The sequence below is a fragment of the Pseudomonas sp. NBRC 111139 genome, assembly GCF_001753955.1.
GTDB lineage: Bacteria > Pseudomonadota > Gammaproteobacteria > Pseudomonadales > Pseudomonadaceae > Aquipseudomonas > Aquipseudomonas alloputida.
The window spans coordinates 90,343-108,615 of record NZ_BCBP01000030.1 but is presented as its reverse complement, the minus strand read 5'-3'; the positions used below and the strand labels follow the sequence as shown (position 1 = coordinate 108,615).

Below are 18,273 nucleotides of genomic sequence, written 5' to 3'. Positions count from 1 at the left end.
CACCGCTGTGACCGACGAACCAGGTACGGGAACGCCGGGCACCGGCAACCAGGGTGACGTCACCACCGTTGGTATTACCGGCACGTCTTCTCTGACCGAAGGTGAAACCGGCCAGTACACGCTGATCCTGAGCAACGCGTCCAAGTCCGAAGTCACTATCACCCTTAGCTACAGCGGTACCGCCAAAAACGGTGATGACTTCACCGGTGTTGCGACCGTGAAGATTCCGGCCAACAGCACAGGCACGACGTTCAACATCGCTACCCTCGATGACAAACTGGTCGAAGGTACCGAGAACTTCGTCGTGAAGATCGAAGCCGCCACGGGTGGTAACTTCGAGAACCTGCAGGTTGATAGCAGCAAATCGAGCGTGACGACCACCATTCTCGACAATGACCACCTGCCGGTTTCGCCTGGCGGCGCAGTATTTGGCGTGGAGGACACCGATTACGTGTTTGCCTGGAGTGATTTCAAAGTCACTGATGCCGATGGCAACACTAACCTGTCTGTGACCATTACCTCGCTCCCGGCCGCTGGCAACTTGCAGTTCTTCAACGGTACTGCATGGGTAAATGTGGCCGTTGGCCAGGTGGTCAGCCAGGCTGATATCACTGCCAAGAACCTGAAGTTCGTTCCGGCCCTCAACCAGTCGGGTGCGGACAACTACGGTGGTAATGGCGTGGGTAACCAGAAGGCTGACTACGCCCAGTTCAAGTTCAAGCCGAACGATGGCACCAACTTGGGCAGCGAAGTGACCATGAAGGTCGATATCAGCCCGGTTGCCGACAAACCGACCCTGAGCTTCGGCAGCGCCGATATCGAGTCCAAAGGGCTGACCAAGGAAGTCTGGACCAGCCTCAAAGGCCTGGGTACTGGCGGCAACGGCATTACCGGCGAGGATCTGAAGACGGTCTTTGCCAACTCCGGTAGCGCGAACTCCAGCAGCACCACAACCAACGTGCAGTCCGATGGCAGCGTCACCGCTGGCACCGGTTCGAAAACGTCGGGCCTGATCTACCTGGAAGCCGGCAAGGTCTATACCTTCAGTGGTTTGGCCGACGACAGCTTCGTGGTCACCATCGGTGGCAAGACTGTAGTCACGGCCACCTGGGGAGCCGGTGGCGGGGTGTCGGGTACCTTTACCCCAAATACCAGCGGCTACTACCCGATCGAGGTCTACCATGCCAACCAGTCGGGTCCAGGCAGCTATGACCTGAACATCCAGGTAGGCTCCGGTGCCGTTACCGACCTGAGCAGCTCGAACGTCAAGATGTACCAGAACGTTACCGAGATGGCGAACGCAGGCCTGGGCGTGTCCGACCTGCACACCGTGAATGGTCAGAGCTACTACGACGGCTACAAGCTCAACGAAGGGCCTGAGGGTGGCTCGGTGAAACTGGTCGGTATTTCCACCGCCCTGACCGACACTGATGGCTCCGAAAGCCTGAACGTGACACTCAGCGGTATCCCGAAAGGTACCGTATTGAGCGATGGTGCAGGCCACACGGTCACGGTTGGTACTGCCCCGGTCGATGTGACAGGCTGGAAACTCAGCAGCCTGACGCTGACCCCGCCGGCCTATTACAAAGGCTCGTTCGACATCACGGTTACCTCGACTGCCACCGAAAGCCTGGGCGGCTCGGCCATCACCACCGGCAATATCCCGGTGACGGTGTACGCTGCGACCTACAAGGCCAGTGTAGGTACCTCGGGCAATGACACGATGACCGGTAGTGAAGGCAACGACATCATCGTCGCTGACGTATCCGGGCTGAACGTGGTTCAGGGCAAGAACTACAACATCGCCTTCATGGTCGACAGCTCGGGCAGTATGAGCGACAAGTCGATTGCCGACGCCAAGACGCAGTTGGCCTCGGTGTTCAACACGCTCAAGGCCAGCCTGGGCTCGGACACCTCGGGTACCGTAAACATCTTCCTGGTCGACTTCGATACCCAGGTAAACAAGAACGTGGCAGTGAACCTTGCCGACCCGGATGCTTTGAGCAAGTTGCAGGCGGTATTGAACTCGATGGTGGGCGGCTACTACGGTGGCGGTACCAACTATGAAGACGCGTTCAAGACCACGTCCAACTTCTTCAACAGCACCATGGCCACCGGCAACAAAGGTGCGGAGAACCTGACTTACTTCATTACCGACGGTAAGCCAACCTATTATCAGAGCGGTGAGTCCACCAACCCTAGCCTGTGGAAGAATGGCAAAAGCCTGGATGATGTAGTCAACGTCAACAATTACAAGATGGGTGACACGTTCAGCGCCTGGGCCGATGCGACTCACAAGGTCGAGATCAGCAGCAATGGTGTGGTCAAAGTGCTGACCTATACCGAGAACCGCCGCGGTGAGTTGGTGCTTGACTCCACCAAGACGGTCGGCACCCTTCACGCACAAGGTGATGGTACCTATGAACTCTCCAGCCTGGACGGTACCGGCTACGCGGATTACTGGAACTACGTCTACTCGGCCGCAGGTTCTACTGAAAGTTTCGCAGTATTGGGCGGCACCAATGGCTTGAGCAAAGTCCAGGCTATCGGCCTGAACAGCGATGTCACGCTGAACGATCTGAAACCTTACGACAGTGCCGGCAAGCCACAGACCAATATCGACCCGTCCGATTTGGCCAAGGCGATTCTCGGTCACTCCGAAGCAACGGTGCCAGGTGCCGACACCATTGATAGTGGTAACGGCAACGACATCATCTTCGGTGACCTGATCACCCTCAACGGTGTCGTCAGCGAGGGTTACCAGGCCCTGCAGACGTACGTTGCACAGAAGAGCGGTGTTGAAGTCAGTGCTGTCACTACCAGCAATGTTCACCAGTACATCACCGAGCACTACACCGAGTTCGATATCTCCGGTGCCAAAGACGGCAATGACATCCTGTCGGGCGGCAATGGCAATGACATCCTCTTCGGCCAAGGTGGCAGCGACACGCTCGATGGTGGCAAAGGTAACGACATCCTGCTGGGCGGTACCGGCAATGACTCCCTGATCGGTGGCCAGGGCGACGATATCCTGATCGGTGGCAGCGGTGCCGACACCTTCGTATGGAAGGCTGGCGACATCGGTAACGACGTGATCAAGGACTTCAACAAGGCCGAGGGTGACCGTATCGACCTGAAGGACCTGCTGCAGGGCGAGAAGGGCAGCACCATCGACAACTACCTGAAGCTCACCACGGTGGAGGGTACGACCACGTTGCAAGTCAGCAGCGAAGGCAAGCTCAACGCCGAAGGTGGTATCGCCAACGCCGACGTGACCATCAAACTGGAAGGGGTGAACTGGTCCAACCAGACGATCAACTCGTTGATCAGCGGTGCCGATCCGACCATCATCATCCACAACAAGGACAGCTGACAGACCACCGGGGCCGCACAGCGGCCCCGGCTCTTTCCTGCTACCCGCCAACAGCGCATACTCTGGCGCCGGGCCTGCGCGCCCGGCGATCTTTGCCTATGCTGCTGTCTACCAACAAGGAACCAACGTGACGAGGGACATCGCCATGTTCTACGTGCAACGCAACGCCGCCGGCCAGTTGCTGCGGGTGGAAGCAGCCGCGTTTGATCAGTTCACCGAAATGCTCCCTTCAGACCATGCCGATATCCAGGAATGGTTTGCCGATGATGTCGTGGAAAACAGCCTCAACCAGCTCAAACAAAGCGACCTGGACATGATCCGCGTGCTTGAGGACCTGATCGACGTGTTGACCGCCAAGGGCGTGTTCAAGATCACCGACCTGCCCGCCGGCGCGCAGGCCAAGCTGCTCAACCGTTCCACGGCGCGCAAGGCGCTCAGCAGCCTCAATAACCTGATTGACGAAGAAGAGCAGGGCGGGCTGATCTGACTGCAGGACGCTCCCGCGAGAGTGATATTGTTATTCCTTAATGGTATTTAAAATATTGGCTTTATGACTTTATAGTCGCTTTCACTGCGTACCCGTCGACCAATCGATGCGCCGCACGACTTGAACCCACACGGGAAATCCCCGTGCGTTTCTGATCGTTGCGCGCCATTGAGGTCGCGCATTGCGTGGGAGTGAAAAATGTCAGCCGCCTTGAACGCCTTGTCGTCCATCGACAGCGCCCAGCCGCAAGTTTTTGAAGTTCGCCCCTTCTCGGGTGCCGTCGGCGCCGAGATCATAGGTCTGGACCTGGCCAAACCGGTCAGCGCCGAGGATTTCACCCGTATCCATCGCGCCCACCTCGACCACCATGTGCTGGTGTTCCGCGACCAGCGTATCAGCCCGGAACAGCAGATCGCCTTTAGCCGCCGCTTCGGTGAGTTACAGATCCATGTGCTCAAGCAGTTCTTGCTGACTGGCCACCCCGAGATCCTGATCGTTTCCAACATCATCGAAAATGGCCAGAACATCGGCCTGGGTGATGCCGGCAAGTTCTGGCATTCGGACCTGTCGTACAAAGAGCTGCCAAGCCTCGGTTCCATGCTGCATGCCCAGGAACTGCCCAGTGAAGGCGGTGACACCTTGTTCGCCGACATGCATAAAGCCTGGGACGCTGTACCTGACACCCTGCGCAAAGTGGTCGAGGGCCGCAGTGCCGCTCACTCCTATACCGCCCGTTACGCTGAAACCAAATTCGAAGGCAACTGGCGCCCGACCCTGACTGCCGAGCAACTGGCGCAGGTAAAGGAGGTCATTCACCCGGTAGTCCGCACCCACCCGGAAAACGGCCGCAAGGCCCTGTTCGTCAGTGAAGGCTTCACCACCCGCATTGTCGGCCTGCCTGATGATGAAAGCCGCGACGTGCTGCAGCAGCTGTATGCCCTTAGCGTGCTGGAGCAGAACATTTACCGCCACCAGTGGCAGCCCCATGACCTGGTGTTCTGGGACAACCGCTCGCTGATCCACTTGGCCACCGGCTGCCCCGCGCACCTGCGGCGCAAGCTGTACCGCACCACCATCCAGGGCGATGCCCCGTTCTGACGACTGAGGAAACCATCATGCGCAAATCCATCAGCCGCCTGGCGGCAAGCATCGGCCTGGGCGCAAGCCTGGTCGTCGGCAGCCTAGCCGCCCCCGCCGTGGCCCAGGCCGAAGGCAAGATCCGTATTGCCGAACAATTCGGCATCGTCTACCTGCTGCTGAACGTGGTGCGTGACCAGCACCTGATTGAGAAGCACGGCAAGGAGCAGGGCATCGACATCGAAGTCGATTGGGCGCAGCTGTCGGGTGGCTCGGCCATCAACGACGCATTGTTGTCCGGTTCGGTGGACATCGCCGGCGCCGGTGTCGGGCCGCTGTTGACCGTCTGGGACCGCACCAAGGGCCGGCAGAACGTGAAGGCCGTGGCATCGCTCGGCAACTTCCCGTACTACCTGGTCAGCAGCAACCCCAGCGTGAAGACCATCGCCGACATCTCCGACAAAGACCGTATCGCGGTTCCGGCGGTGGGTGTTTCGGTGCAGTCGCGCTTCCTGCAGTACGCCGCTGCCCAGCAGTGGGGCGACAAGGAATACAACCGCCTCGACAAATACACCTTGGCCGTGCCGCACCCGGACGCCACCGCCGCGCTGTTGGCGGGCGGCACCGAGCTGAACGGGCACTTCTCCAACCCGCCGTTCCAGGACCAGGTGCTGGCCAACAAGGACGTGCACGTGGTGCTCAACAGCTACGACCTGCTCGGCCCCAACTCGCCGACCTTGCTGTTTGCTACTGAGAAGTTCCGCAAGGACAACCCCAAGACCTACAAGGCCTTCGTCGATGCCCTGGCCGAAGCCGCAGACTTCGCCCAGAAAGACAAGGCCGCTGCCGCCGACACCTATATCCGCGTAACCAAGGCCAAGATCGACCGCGACGCGCTGATCAAGCTGATCGACAACCCGCAGTACGAATTTACCGTTACGCCCAAGAACACCTACAAGCTGGCCGATTTTCTCTATCGGGTAGGCGCCATCAAGCACAAGCCGCAATCGTGGAAGGATTACTTCTTCCAGGATGAACGCCCGCTGCAGGGGAGCTGACCGATCATGACCGCCCCATTGCCAGGCCACACGGCCAGCAACCTGAGCCGTGTTGCAGCGCCGCCTTTGCTCAAGGTGGATAACCTCAGCCTCGAATACCGTACCGCGCAACGCGTGGTGCGGGCCACCCATCAGGTCAGCTTCGAAGTCGACCGCACTGATCGTTTTGTACTGCTCGGCCCCTCCGGCTGTGGCAAGTCCACCCTGCTCAAAGCCGTGGCCGGTTTTATCCAGCCGCAAGAAGGCCAGATTCTGCTGCAGGGCCAGACAGTTCGTGGCCCAGGCCCCGACCGCATCGTGGTGTTCCAGGAGTTTGACCAGTTGCCGCCCTGGAAAACGGTGAAGCAGAACGTCATCTTTCCGCTGCTGGTGTCTGGCCAACTCAAGCGTGCGGAGGCGGAGGAGCGGGCGCTGCATTATCTGGAGAAGGTCGGTCTGGCCGCCTTTGCCGATGCTTATCCACACACGTTGTCCGGTGGTATGAAGGCACGTGTGGCAATTGCCCGGGCCTTGGCCACCCAGCCCAAGATCCTGTTGATGGATGAGCCGTTCGCCGCCCTGGATGCGCTGACCCGGCGCAAGATGCAGGAAGAGCTGTTGCTGCTGTGGGAGGAAGTGCGGTTCACCCTGTTGTTCGTCACCCACTCCATCGAAGAAGCGCTGGTAGTCGGCAACCGCATCCTGTTGTTGTCGCCCCACCCGGGGCGGGTGCGCGCCGAAGTGCACAGCCATCAATACGGCTTGGGCAGCCTGGGTGGCAGCGACTTCCAGGCCAGTGCCCGGCGTATCCACCGTTTGCTGTTCGATGAAGCCGATATCCCGGAACAGCCTGACAACCTTGGGTTCAACGATATTCGTATCGCCTACTGACAGGAGCCTCAGCCATGACCACTACACCTGTACGCCAGGAATACGAGGTGCAGCTGGAGCCCCTGCTCAGTGTGCCTGTAGAACGACAACTCCCCTTGGCCCAACGCCTGTGGCAACAAGGCTGGTTGAGAAAGGCGGTCATATTGCTGGTGATTGCTGTGCTATGGGAAGCCGTTGCCCGCTACCAGGACAATGACCTGCTACTGCCAGGTTTTCTGCAAACCGCCGCGGCGCTATGGGACGGCATGATCAGTGGCGAACTGCCCGCCAAGGTCGGTGTTTCGCTGGTAATACTGCTCAAAGGCTATGTGCTGGGTATCGTCTTGGCCTTTGGCCTGACCAGCCTGGCGGTGTCGACCCAATTGGGCCGAGACTTACTGGGCACGCTGACCTCGATGTTCAACCCGTTGCCGGCCATTGCCCTGCTGCCGCTGGCCTTGCTGTGGTTCGGGCTGGGTGACAACAGCCTGATCTTCGTGCTGGTGCATTCGGTGCTATGGGCGTTGGCGCTGAATACTTATGCCGGCTTCCTCGGTGTGTCGGAGACGCTTCGCATGGCGGGCCGCAACTATGGTCTGAAGGGCCTGCGGCTGGTATTGCACATCCTCGTGCCAGCAGCCCTGCCGTCGATCTTGTCGGGGTTGAAGATCGGCTGGGCGTTTGCCTGGCGTACCCTGATCGCCGCTGAATTGGTGTTTGGTGCCAGCAGTGGCAAAGGCGGGTTGGGTTGGTACATCTTCCAGAACCGCAACGAACTGTATACCGACAAGGTCTTTGCCGGGTTGGCGGTGGTGATCCTGATCGGTCTGCTGGTGGAAGGGCTGGTGTTCAATACGCTGGAGCGGTTGACTGTTCGGCGATGGGGGATGCAGCGCTAGCCGGTAAGCCAGTACCGGCCTTTTCGCGGCAGATTGACGCTACAATCCGCGTCTGCGGGATCTTCGTCCTTGAAAAAGGGGCGAGGCGCCGAACCGCCGCGAAAGACCCTGTACTGGCTACAAATTCTGGTACTGAGCTGCCGCATTGCTCAGAATTTTGCCAATCTCTTCCCGCAAGCCGGCAGGCTGCTCAACTACCACCCCGTCCCCATGGCTCAACAGCCACCAGCGTAATGGCCAGCCGTCACTTACCGTGCCGCGTAACCGATGCCCATGCTCCAGTGCCGTCAGCTGCATGTCGCTGCTCAACGGCGCATCCCGCAACTGCCGCGCCAGTGCATCGCTGATTCGCGCCACCAGCTCCACGCCCTCACCCTGCGATGGCTGCAACGCATCCCCTCGCAGATGTGTCAGCAAGTCGAAATTACCGCGCAATTCGCCCACGGCACTGGCCGACCAGTGCCAACCGAACGGAATGCTCTTGTCATTGCGCTCCAGCGGGAATATCAGCGAAAGCTCGTTGAGGTCACGCTCGACAGTGCGTTTGCTGACCGTGAACCCCACGTCACGCAGGCGCCAGACCAGCTCGGCGCTGGTTATGCCTGGGGAACGGCTGGGCAACTGGCGCAGCAGCGCCCACTGTCGGCTAAGGGTGGCGCGAGTGGTGGCGAACGGCAAAAGATAACGTCCTTGTCTAGGCTTGCCGCAATAGGATGGCGGCATGCGAGGGGCATGGCAATTGGCCACAGCCTGCTCAGATCAAGGAAGTCGCATTTGGTTGCCTCGTGCCGGTTCGTTCGCGACAGGTTTTGACGTGACATCACGCAGAATCACGCCTCATCACAGCCGAAGGTTGGGGTTGTGCGTCGTTCAATGAGGATGAACATGTCTGTTGCCAGCAATATCCATTCGCTACTTGCCCGCCTTCTGCCCGAGCGGGTCATCGCCCCTCCGGCTCCTGTAGGAAAGCGACAGCGGCTGTTCTCCGGTGTGGGCTTGCCCAGCCAGCGGTCGCTGCTGGTCAACCGCCTGGATGAGGCCAACGACCTGCAGGCGGTGTATGTCGACCTGCGCCGCCAGGCATTGCAAGGCAGTGTGCCAGCATTGAACGACCTCGGCTGGATCTGGCTCAACGGCAAGTACTGGCGGGCCGATACCGTGCTGGCCGGGCACCTGTTGCGCATGGCGGCCCTGCAGGGCAATGCTGCTGCCTGGTTCAACCTTGGCCAGCAGCACTACTTCGGCAAAGGCATCGACCCTTCCTATGTGCAGGCGGCGGAGTGTTACCGGCAGGCCTTCGACCGCGGCATGCTGCATGCCGCCGCCGCACTGGGTGACCTGTACGAGGAGGAGGTGTGCGACGGTGACCTGGAGTGGCAGGTTGACCTGGTGCAGGCCTACCAGTGGTTCATGCGTGGCGCCGAACAGGGCGAGGCGCGTTGTCGTTTTGAAGTGGGCTACCGGTTGATGCATGGGCTGCACGTAGAGGCCAACCTCAAGGCAGCGCTGTACTGGCTTGAGCTGGCAGCAGCGGCGGGGGTGGTGCAAGCGGCAGAGGAGCTGGCAGTGCATTTCAGCAGCCGTGATGCGGTGCGGTATCAGGAGTGGCGGGACCGGGCGGTGCAAATGGGCAGCACATTGGCCTTGACCATGAAGCTGGAAGACCAGATCCAGCCCTGAGTATTTCTCTCCAGTGCTGCACAGGGATTGCGTAGATCCCGAACCCGGTGCAGCCCCTGTGTGCGGGTTTACCCGCGAAGCGCGCCAGCACTGGCTGAAAAATGAACAACATTTCACCCCGGCTATCCGTCGCCCCCTGTTGACGACAGGGGGATGTCGGGGCGTATATTGATAGTTAGCAAACTATGAATATACTTGGTTCTCTTCATGTCCCTTGATTTCCTGCGCCTGCAAGTCAGCAGTGGTCTGGTAGTTGCTGCCCGCCACTGGCGGCGCATCTGTCATACCGCCTTGACCGGCTACGGCATTTCCGAGGCCTGCGCTGCGCCGTTGCTGATGATCGTGCGCCTGGGCGACGGCGTGCACCAGGTGGCTGTGGCCCAGGCCGCCGGCCTGGAAAGCCCGTCGCTGGTACGCCTGCTTGACCAACTGTGCAAAGCTGGCCTGGTGTGCCGCAGCGAGGACCCACTGGATCGCCGCGCCAAGGCACTGAGCCTGACTGCCGAAGGCCGTGCCCTGGCCGAAGCCATTGAAGCCGAACTGGTGCGCTTGCGCCGCGATGTGCTCGGCGGTATCGATCAGGCCGACCTGGAAGCTGCCTTGCGTGTGCTTCGTGCCTTCGAGGCTGCCGGCCTGGGCAGCGCAGGCGGGGTGGCATGAACGGTTTCTTCAGCTCTGTCCCTCCGGCCCGTGACTGGTTCTACGGCGTGCGCACCTTCGGCGCGTCCATGATTGCCCTGTACATTGCTCTGCTCATGCAACTGCCGCGTCCCTACTGGGCCATGGCGACGGTGTACATCGTCTCCAGCCCCTTCGTCGGCCCGACCAGCTCCAAGGCGTTGTACCGTGCCGTCGGCACGTTGCTCGGCGCTGGCGGGGCAATCTTCCTGGTGCCACCGCTGGTGCAGTCACCGTTGCTGCTGAGCATCGCCATTGCCCTGTGGACCGGCACCTTGCTGTTCCTTTCGCTGAACCTGCGCACGGCCAACAACTACGTGCTGATGCTGGCCGGTTATACCCTGCCGATGATTGCCTTGGCCGTGGTGGATAATCCGCTGGCAGTGTTCGATGTGGCCTCTTCTCGCGCGCAGGAAATCTGTTTGGGAATTGTCTGCGCGGCAGTCGTCGGGGCTATCTTCTGGCCACGACGGCTGGCGCCGGTGGTAGTCGGTGCCACCGGAAACTGGTTCACCGAGGCGATTCGCTACAGCGACACCTACCTGGCCCGCGATGCCAGTGCCGACAAGGTCGGCGGTATGCGCGGGGCAATGGTCACCACCTTCAACTCGCTGGAGCTGATGATCGGTCAGCTCGCCCACGAAGGTGCCGGCCCGCATACCCTGAAGAACGCCCGCGAATTGCGCGGGCGGATGATCCATCTGCTGCCGGTGATCGACGCCCTCGACGACGCACTGGTAGCCCTGGAAGGCCGCGCCCCGGCCCAGTTCGCCCAGCTTCAACCCGTGCTTGAAGCGGCTCGTGAATGGCTCAAAGGCACTGCCGACAGCGCTTCGGTAGCGCACTGGGCCACGTTGCACGAGCAGATCGGCCGCTTGCAGCCCGCTACAGCCGCCCTCGATCAGCGCGCCGAGCTGCTGTTGTCCAACGCCCTGTACCGCCTGACCGAATGGGCCGACCTGTGGCAGGACTGCTGCACCCTGCAGCACGCCCTGCGTACCGATGATGCCAAGCCTTGGCGTGCGGTGTATCGCCACTGGCGGCTGGGCCGTCTGACAGCGTTTTTTGATCGTGGCCTGATGCTGTACTCGGTAGCCTCCACGGTCCTGGCGATCGTGGTCGCCTGCGGCCTGTGGATCGGCCTGGGCTGGAACGACGGCGCCAGTGCGGTAATCCTCGCGGCAGTTGCGTGCAGCTTCTTCGCCGCCATGGACGACCCGGCACCGCAGATCTACCGGTTCTTTTTCTGGACGCTGATGTCGGTCATCTTCTCCAGTCTGTACCTGTTTTTGGTACTGCCCAACTTGCACGACTTCCCGATGCTGGTGCTGGCCTTTGCCGTGCCGTTCATCTGCATAGGCACCCTGACCGTACAGCCGCGCTTCTACCTGGGCACCTTGCTGACCATCGTCAACACGTCGACCTTCATCAGCATCCAGGGCGCCTACGACGCCGACTTCTTCACCTTCCTCAACTCCAACCTTGCCGGCCCCGCGGGCCTTCTGTTCGCCTTTATCTGGACCCTGGTGATGCGCCCGTTCGGCGTGGAGCTGGCGGCCAAGCGCATGACCCGCTTCGCCTGGCGCGACATCGTCGAAATGACCGAGCCTGCGACCTTGGCCGAGCACCGCCAGGTTGGCGTACAGATGCTCGACCGCCTGATGCAGCACCTGCCACGTCTGTCGCAAACCGGCCAGGACAGTGGTGTGGCACTGCGCGACCTGCGCGTAGGGTTGAACCTGCTCGACCTGCTGGCGTACATGCCGCGCGCCGGCCAGCAGGCTCGCGAGCGCCTGAACACTGTGGTCGAGGAAGTCGGTGCGCACTACGCCGCCTGCCTGCGTGCTGGCGAACGGCTGCATGCCCCGGCCGCACTGTTACGCAACATGGAACGCGCTCGCCTGGCGCTGAACCTGGACGAGCTGTACGAGCGCGGCGATGCCCGCACCCACCTGCTGCATGCCCTGAGCGGCCTGCGCCTGGCGCTGTTGCCGGGGGTGGAGGTGATGCTCGAGCCAGCTGAACAACCGCAACTGCCCCCCGGCCTCGACGGAGCACCCCTGTGATTGGTGAACTGGATATCAGCGGGGTGTTCCTGCCCACGCTGCTGGTGATGATGTTTGGCACCTACCTGCTGTTCCTTGGGGTGCACGCGGTGCTGGTGCGCCTGCATTTCTACCGCCTGGTCTGGCACCGGGCGTTGTTCAACGTTGCTCTGTATGCCGTGCTGCTTGGTGCGGTGGACCACTTTTGCCGAAACCTGATGCTGCCATGAAAAAACCTATGCTGACCTTGGGCCGTGTGGTCCTGACCTTGCTGGTAGTGACCTTCGCCGCCGTGCTCGTGTGGCAGATGGTGGTCTACTACATGTTTGCCCCCTGGACCCGTGACGGCCACATTCGCGCCGACGTGATCCAGATCGCCCCCGATGTGTCGGGATTGATCCAGAAGGTCGAGGTGCGCGACAACCAGACCGTCAAACGCGGCGATGTGCTGTTCACCATCGACCAGGACCGCTTCACGCTGGCCCTGCGTCAAGCCAAGGCAACCCTGGGCGAGCGCCAGGAGACCCTCGCCCAGGCTTCCCGCGAAGCGCAGCGCAACCGCAAGCTGGGCAACCTGGTGGCCGCCGAGCAACTGGAAGAAAGCCAGTCCCGCGAGGCCCGTGCCCGTTCAGCCGTCAGCGAGGCGCAAGTGGCTGTCGACACTGCCCAGCTCAACCTTGACCGCTCAGTGGTGCGCAGCCCGGTAGACGGCTACCTCAACGACCGCGCGCCGCGTAACCACGAGTTCGTCACCGCCGGCCGCCCGGTGCTGTCGGTGGTCGATAGCGCCTCGTACCATGTCGATGGCTACTTCGAGGAAACCAAGCTGGGGGGTATCCATATTGGTGACGCCGTGGATATCCGCGTGATGGGCGACAACACCCGCCTGCGTGGCCATGTGCAGAGCTTTGCCGCTGGCATCGAAGACCGCGACCGCAGCAGTGGCGCCAACCTGTTGCCTAACGTTAACCCGGCGTTCAGTTGGGTACGCCTGGCCCAGCGCATTCCGGTGCGCATCGCCTTTGACGAAGTGCCGCAAGACTTCCGCATGATCGCCGGGCGTACTGCCACGGTGTCGATCATCGAGGGCCAGCGCCCATGAAACAGCTGATCCTGGCTGGCCTGTGCCTGTCGCTGGGGGCCTGCATGATGGTGGGCCCCGACTATGAGGTGCCTGGGGATGCGGCCGTGCAACGCAATGACTTGAACGGCCCGCTGCGCCAGGATGCCGACAGCGTCGTGTCGGCGCCGGTCCCCGAGGACTGGTGGCAGCTGTATCAGGATCAACGGCTGAACGAGCTGGTGCGTCAGGCGCTGAGTGCCAACACCGAACTGCGCGTGGCGGCGGCCAACATCGCCAAAGCTCGCGCCCAGGTGGAGGTGGCTGAATCGCAAGGCGGCTTCAACGGTGGCGTCAAACTCGGCGCTCAGCGGTTGCAGGAGTCGGGCGAAGCCTTCCTGCAGCCTGAGAAGGTGCCGGTAGCCAACATCGGTGAGGCCATCATCAGTGCCTCGTACCAGTTCGACCTGTGGGGCACCTTCAAGCGTGGTACCGAGGCTGCCAAGGCAAATGCCGACGCGGTGCAGGCGGCTGCCGACACTGCCCGCATCACGCTTGTGGCGGACGTGGTCAAGGCTTATACCCAGGTGTGCTCGGCCAACGAGGAATACCACATTGCCCGTGAGTCCCTCGATTTGCAGGAGCAAAGCGTGAAACTCAACCAGCGCCTGCGCGATGCTGGGCGTGGTGATGAAACCCAGGTCACCCGCTCGCAGACCCAGTTCAAATCGTTGCGTGCCGAACTGCCACGCTTCAAGGCCGAACGCGAGACGGGCATGTACACCCTGGCTGCGCTGCTGGCCAAGCCGGTCGACCAGTTGCCTGCCGGTACCGCCGATTGCGCCGAGCTGCCGCACCTGAACCAGCTGGTCCCGGTGGGCGATGGCGCGGCCTTGCTCAAGCGCCGCCCCGACGTGCGCCAGGCCGAACGCCAGCTGGCTGCCGCCACCGCCTATATTGGCGTGGCCACTGGCGCCTTGTACCCGGACATCAGCATTGGCGCCCAGGTTGGCACCATCGGTATCCTGGAGAACCTTGGTGAGCCTTCGACCAACCGCTGGGGTTTTGGCCCGCAGATCAGCTGGAGCATCCCCACCAACGGCACCCGTGCCCGCATTCGCATGGCCGAGGCCTCGACCCAGGCGGCACTGGCGAACTTCGATGGGGTTGTGCTGAACGCCATCCGCGAGACCCAGACCCGCCTGGCGCAATACAGCGCCTTGCTCGATCGGCGCGATGCGCTGGCCGAGGCGGAGAAATCGGCCAAGGAAGCGGCGGACCAGACGCACCGGTATTACCAGGCGGGGCGTGAGTCGTTCCTGGCGGATTTGCAGGCGACGCGGACCTATACCGATATGCGTGCGCAGTTGGCTGCGGCCAATAGCCAAGTGGCGCTAGGGCAAATTGGCGTGTTCCTGGCGTTGGGTGGGGGTTGGAAGGGTACCGCCAAGCCCTGATGCGATCCTTGAGGGCTGTTCCTCTATGCCCTCCACTTCATCGGATTTGTAGCAAGATTTTTCATGAAATCCGCCCAGCACCCTTGAGTGAAGCAAAGTGGAAGTGAACAATGTTCTCTTTCGCATTTCCTTCGAGACTGGCCATGAAAACCCGTTCCCGCCTGCTTGCCTGGCTGCCGGCTGCATTGCTCGGCCCGGTGCTGGCGCTGTGCAGCTCCTTGGCGCTGGCCGAGTCCCCCGCCGAAGCTGCCAAAGCCCATCACTTGCTGGACTACATTGGTGCCGACTACCCGCCGACCGTGCAGGACGGCAAGGTGATCGACGAGGGCGAATACCGCGAGCAACAGGAGTTCAGCGCGGTATTGGCTGACCTGGTCAAAGGCCTGCCCGCAAATACTGAACAAGCGGCTTTGGAACAGGGCGTCCAGGCGCTGCGCCAGGCCATCGACCAGCGTCAGGAAGGTACCGCGGTCGCTAAACAGGCCCGGCAGCTGGGTGCGCGACTGGCGGTGGCTTACGAGGTCAGCCAGGCTCCGGTGATTACCCCGGACCCCGCCCGCGGCGCTGCGCTGTACGCACAGAACTGCTCGATCTGCCACGGCGACACCGGCGCCGGCGATGGCCCGGCTGGCATGGGCCTGGAGCCTGCACCCGCCAACCTGCGTGATGCCTCACGCCTGGACCAGTTGAGCCTGTTCGACCTCTACAACACGCTGGCCCTGGGTATCGACGGCACCGAAATGCCGTCGTTTGCCGACCAGCTGGACGACCGCCAGCGCTGGGACGTGGCCGCGTACATCGCCAGCTTCACCGCCAAGCCGGAAGCGGGCAAGGGTGACAAGACCTGGAACCTCGCCGACCTGGCTCGCCAGACGCCGGCCGAAGTCGCCGCCAACGAAGGCACTGCGGCCGTCGAGGCATTCCGTGCCCAGCGTGCCCAACCGCCGCAGGTAAAGCGCGGCCCGGCGCAATTGCTCGAATACACGGCCAGCACACTGGACAAGAGCCTGGCGGCCTACCGCGCAGGCGACCACGATCAGGCTTATGACCTGTCGGTGGCGGCCTACCTGGAGGGTTTCGAGCTGGTGGAAAGCTCGCTGGACAACATCGACACCCAGGCGCGCAAGGACACCGAAAAAACGTTGATGGCCTACCGCCAGTCCTTGCAGGACGGCTTGCCCGTGGCCCAGGCCGAACAGCGTCTGGCCGACGCCAAAACCAAGCTCGAGCAGGCGGCCAAGCTGCTGGGCAGCGATGGCCTGAGCTGGACGCTGAGCTATATCTCCGGTTTGCTGATCCTGCTGCGTGAAGGCCTCGAGGCGATTCTGGTGCTGGCGGCGATCCTGGCCTTCCTGCGCAATACCGGGCAGCAGTCGGCAGTGCGTAGCGTCAACACTGGTTGGGGCCTGGCGCTGGTTGCCGGCTTCGCCACCTGGGCGCTGGCGGCCTATGTGATCGATGTGGGGGGCGCTCAGCGCGAGCTCCTGGAAGGCTGCACAGCACTGTTCGCTGCTGTGATGGTGCTATGGCTGGGTGTGTGGATGCATGACCGCCGCCACGCCGCCGCCTGGAAGGACTACATCAAGAGCAGCCTGGTCAGCGGTGGCGGGCGCTTCGGCTTTGCTGTGCTGGCATTCTTCTCGGTATACCGCGAATTGTTCGAAGTGATCCTGTTCTACGAGACCCTGTGGCTGCAGGCAGGCCCTGCCGGGCATCAGGCGGTGCTGGCGGGTGGCGCGACGGCATTGTTGCTGCTGGTGGGCCTGGCCTGGGTGATTCTGCGGGGTTCGGCCAAGTTGCCGCTATCGCTGTTCTTCAGCATCAACGCCGCACTGCTGTGCGCGCTGTCGGTAGTATTCGCCGGGCATGGCGTGAAGGCGCTGCAAGAGGCCGGTGTGCTGGGCACACGGCCAGTGGCGTTCTTTGAGTTCGACTGGCTGGGGATTCATGCCGATGCCTACTCGCTGTCGGCGCAAGCGGTGGCCTTGCTGGCCATCGTGTTCCTTTACGGCCGCTCGTGGCTGGCGGAAAAGCGCAGTACTGCGGCCAACTGACTGGAGTCTGCGCGGTCCTGCAGGGACCGCGCAAGGTCTCAGATCTTGCGCAAGCCTGATGCTCAGGCCGGCTGTGGCGCCTTGAGAATGTTCTGTAGCAGTTGGACACTTTCAACGGCGTCATGACCCAGGCTGGTCAGGTAGCCGCCATCCGGTTGATCGGTCAGCCCCTTCTCATGCAGGCGTTGCGCAGCCGCGATCAGGGCAGGGGATGCGGTGCTGGTTATCTTGATGCCTTCCTGGCTGCTGTCGTGTTTGAACAGCGCGAGTACTTCCATTTCGTCGATCAAATCGGGGGTAAAAGGCATGGCGACTCCTGACTTCCAGACAAGGATTGCGGCACTTTCTACGGTGCCTGATCTTCGAGTGTAGCCGGGTTATTCGTCGTCGCCTTGATCCATCTCAGGCGGCAGCTCCGGCAGTGCCCGCAGAGCGTTCTCATACCACTCGCCGTTGAACGCACGGTCCTCTACCAGCATGTTGTCGATTTCGAAGGCCAGCACATGGGCCATCAGGTTCAGAATGTCTTCACGCTCATAGCCGACCAGCGTCAGCTTGTTGAAAGTGGCCTTTGCTGCAGGCGGCTCGCCGCTCTCGATCTGGTTTTCGATGGCTTGGGTCAGCGTTTCCTCGGCGAAGGCTTCGTCGTCGTCATTGCCGATGTCGGTGGGCTCGCTCATGGCGGTACTCCTAGGATGGGGTGCAACAGTGTGCCATGCCTATGGCGGCAATGCCCGGGCATTGACGCGGTGCATGACGCTGGTCAGCGGCAGGCGTTCAGTCTATAAAAGCCAGGCCAACCCCTTACGGCCTGGAGGCTGTTACCTCATGCTCAAGCTTCATGGATTCTCGGTCAGCAACTACTACAACATGGTAAAGCTGGCCCTGCTCGAAAAAGGCCTGCCTTTCGAGGAAGTCACCTTCTATGGCGGCCAGGCGCCACAGGCGCTGGAAGTGAGCCCGCGGGGCAAGGTGCCGGTGCTTGAAACCGAACATGGCTTCCTCAGCGAAACCAGTGTGATCCTCGACTATATCGAGCAGACCCAGGGCGGCAAGGCGCTGCTGCCAGCCGACCCGTTCGGCCAAGCCAAGGTGCGGGAGCTGCTCAAGGAAATCGAGTTGTACATCGAGCTGCCTGCGCGTACCTGTTATGCCGAGTCGTTCTTTGGCATGTCGGTCGACTCGCTGATCAAAGAGAAAGCGCGTGCGGACCTGCTGGCCGGGTTTGCCACGCTCAAGCGCAACGGGCGCTTTGCCCCCTATGTTGCGGGCGAGCAGTTGACGCTGGCAGACCTGATGTTCTGCTTCTCGGTCGACCTGGCCAACGCGGTGGGCAAGAAGGTGCTGAGCATCGACTTCCTGGCGGACTTCCCGCAGGCCAAGGCGTTGCTGCAACTGATGGGGGAAAACCCGCACATGGCGCGGATCTTGGCGGACAAGGAAGCGTCGATGCCAGCCTTCATGGAGATGATCCGCAGCGGCAAGCGCTGAGATTTGTGTTGGGTCATTCGCGGGTAAACCCGCCCCTACAGGTAAAGCACAACCGTTGTAGGAGC

The 18,273-nt window shown here is 61.6% G+C and carries 17 protein-coding genes; 14 read left to right on the top strand and 3 right to left on the bottom strand.

Translation table 11 applies throughout. From position 1 onward, the window contains the following. From BJQ17_RS11915 to BJQ17_RS11890, 6 genes are all read left to right on the top strand, one after another. On the top strand, positions 1 to 3,373 hold a 3,373-nt coding region (locus BJQ17_RS11915; RefSeq protein ID WP_139139774.1), incomplete at its 5' end, for a type I secretion C-terminal target domain-containing protein. A 145-nt stretch (positions 3,374 to 3,518) separates the two neighbouring features. Then, positions 3,519 to 3,860 carry a hypothetical protein gene (locus tag BJQ17_RS11910; RefSeq protein WP_003255921.1) on the top strand — a complete coding sequence of 114 codons (342 nt, stop codon included), beginning with the start codon at positions 3,519 to 3,521 and terminating at the stop codon, positions 3,858 to 3,860. A gap of 198 nt (positions 3,861 to 4,058) precedes the next feature. Then, positions 4,059 to 4,958: a TauD/TfdA family dioxygenase gene (locus tag BJQ17_RS11905; protein ID WP_003255919.1), complete on the top strand. Its 900-nt coding sequence runs from the start codon at positions 4,059 to 4,061 to the stop codon at positions 4,956 to 4,958. Positions 4,959 to 4,975: 17 nt separating this feature from the next. Then, a complete protein-coding gene (locus BJQ17_RS11900) occupies positions 4,976 to 5,995 on the top strand; it encodes an ABC transporter substrate-binding protein (RefSeq protein ID WP_004576406.1) in 1,020 nt (339 codons plus the stop codon). A gap of 6 nt (positions 5,996 to 6,001) precedes the next feature. Next, positions 6,002 to 6,865, top strand: coding sequence for an ABC transporter ATP-binding protein (locus BJQ17_RS11895; protein WP_003255915.1), 864 nt, complete (start codon positions 6,002 to 6,004; stop codon positions 6,863 to 6,865). Between the two features lie 14 nt (positions 6,866 to 6,879). Further along, positions 6,880 to 7,743, top strand: a complete 864-nt coding sequence (locus BJQ17_RS11890) for an ABC transporter permease (protein WP_003255914.1) — start codon at positions 6,880 to 6,882, stop codon at positions 7,741 to 7,743. A gap of 117 nt (positions 7,744 to 7,860) precedes the next feature. On the opposite strand, the gene BJQ17_RS11885 is transcribed toward BJQ17_RS11890, so the two are convergent. Beyond that, complete coding sequence (locus BJQ17_RS11885; protein WP_070096106.1) at positions 7,861 to 8,421, bottom strand: WYL domain-containing protein; 561 nt, start codon at positions 8,419 to 8,421, stop codon at positions 7,861 to 7,863. 207 nt (positions 8,422 to 8,628) lie between these two features. On the opposite strand from BJQ17_RS11885, the gene BJQ17_RS11880 reads away from it, so the two are divergent. The 7 genes from BJQ17_RS11880 (at position 8,629) to BJQ17_RS11850 (ending at position 16,717) form a co-directional block, all read left to right on the top strand. After that, positions 8,629 to 9,423, top strand: coding sequence for a tetratricopeptide repeat protein (locus BJQ17_RS11880; RefSeq protein WP_003255910.1), 795 nt, complete (start codon positions 8,629 to 8,631; stop codon positions 9,421 to 9,423). A 207-nt stretch (positions 9,424 to 9,630) separates the two neighbouring features. Continuing rightward, positions 9,631 to 10,083 carry a MarR family winged helix-turn-helix transcriptional regulator gene (locus BJQ17_RS11875; protein WP_003255908.1) on the top strand — a complete coding sequence of 151 codons (453 nt, stop codon included), beginning with the start codon at positions 9,631 to 9,633 and terminating at the stop codon, positions 10,081 to 10,083. Beyond that, on the top strand, positions 10,080 to 12,167 hold the full coding sequence (locus BJQ17_RS11870; RefSeq protein WP_004576404.1) for an FUSC family protein: 2,088 nt from the start codon (positions 10,080 to 10,082) through the stop codon (positions 12,165 to 12,167). The genes BJQ17_RS11875 and BJQ17_RS11870 overlap by 4 nt, the downstream gene beginning before the upstream one ends. After that, positions 12,164 to 12,376 (top strand): DUF1656 domain-containing protein, encoded by a 213-nt coding sequence (locus BJQ17_RS11865; RefSeq protein WP_003255905.1) that lies wholly within the window; start codon positions 12,164 to 12,166, stop codon positions 12,374 to 12,376. The genes BJQ17_RS11870 and BJQ17_RS11865 overlap by 4 nt, the downstream gene beginning before the upstream one ends. Then, on the top strand, positions 12,373 to 13,248 hold the full coding sequence (locus tag BJQ17_RS11860) for an HlyD family secretion protein (RefSeq protein ID WP_003255903.1): 876 nt from the start codon (positions 12,373 to 12,375) through the stop codon (positions 13,246 to 13,248). Before BJQ17_RS11865 ends, BJQ17_RS11860 begins: the two co-directional genes overlap by 4 nt. Beyond that, positions 13,245 to 14,663 carry an efflux transporter outer membrane subunit gene (locus BJQ17_RS11855; protein ID WP_047603250.1) on the top strand — a complete coding sequence of 473 codons (1,419 nt, stop codon included), beginning with the start codon at positions 13,245 to 13,247 and terminating at the stop codon, positions 14,661 to 14,663. Before BJQ17_RS11860 ends, BJQ17_RS11855 begins: the two co-directional genes overlap by 4 nt. Before the next feature lie 110 nt (positions 14,664 to 14,773). Then, on the top strand, positions 14,774 to 16,717 hold the full coding sequence (locus BJQ17_RS11850; RefSeq protein WP_070096105.1) for an FTR1 family protein: 1,944 nt from the start codon (positions 14,774 to 14,776) through the stop codon (positions 16,715 to 16,717). 62 nt (positions 16,718 to 16,779) lie between these two features. Here the strand turns inward: BJQ17_RS11850 and BJQ17_RS11845 are convergent, their stop codons facing one another. After that, a complete protein-coding gene (locus BJQ17_RS11845) occupies positions 16,780 to 17,025 on the bottom strand; it encodes a TIGR02647 family protein (protein ID WP_003255900.1) in 246 nt (81 codons plus the stop codon). A gap of 69 nt (positions 17,026 to 17,094) precedes the next feature. Continuing rightward, positions 17,095 to 17,397, bottom strand: coding sequence for a hypothetical protein (locus BJQ17_RS11840; protein ID WP_003255899.1), 303 nt, complete (start codon positions 17,395 to 17,397; stop codon positions 17,095 to 17,097). A 148-nt stretch (positions 17,398 to 17,545) separates the two neighbouring features. On the opposite strand from BJQ17_RS11840, the gene BJQ17_RS11835 reads away from it, so the two are divergent. Then, positions 17,546 to 18,208: a glutathione S-transferase gene (locus tag BJQ17_RS11835; RefSeq protein WP_003255898.1), complete on the top strand. Its 663-nt coding sequence runs from the start codon at positions 17,546 to 17,548 to the stop codon at positions 18,206 to 18,208. The last annotated feature ends 65 nt before the right edge of the window (positions 18,209 to 18,273 follow it).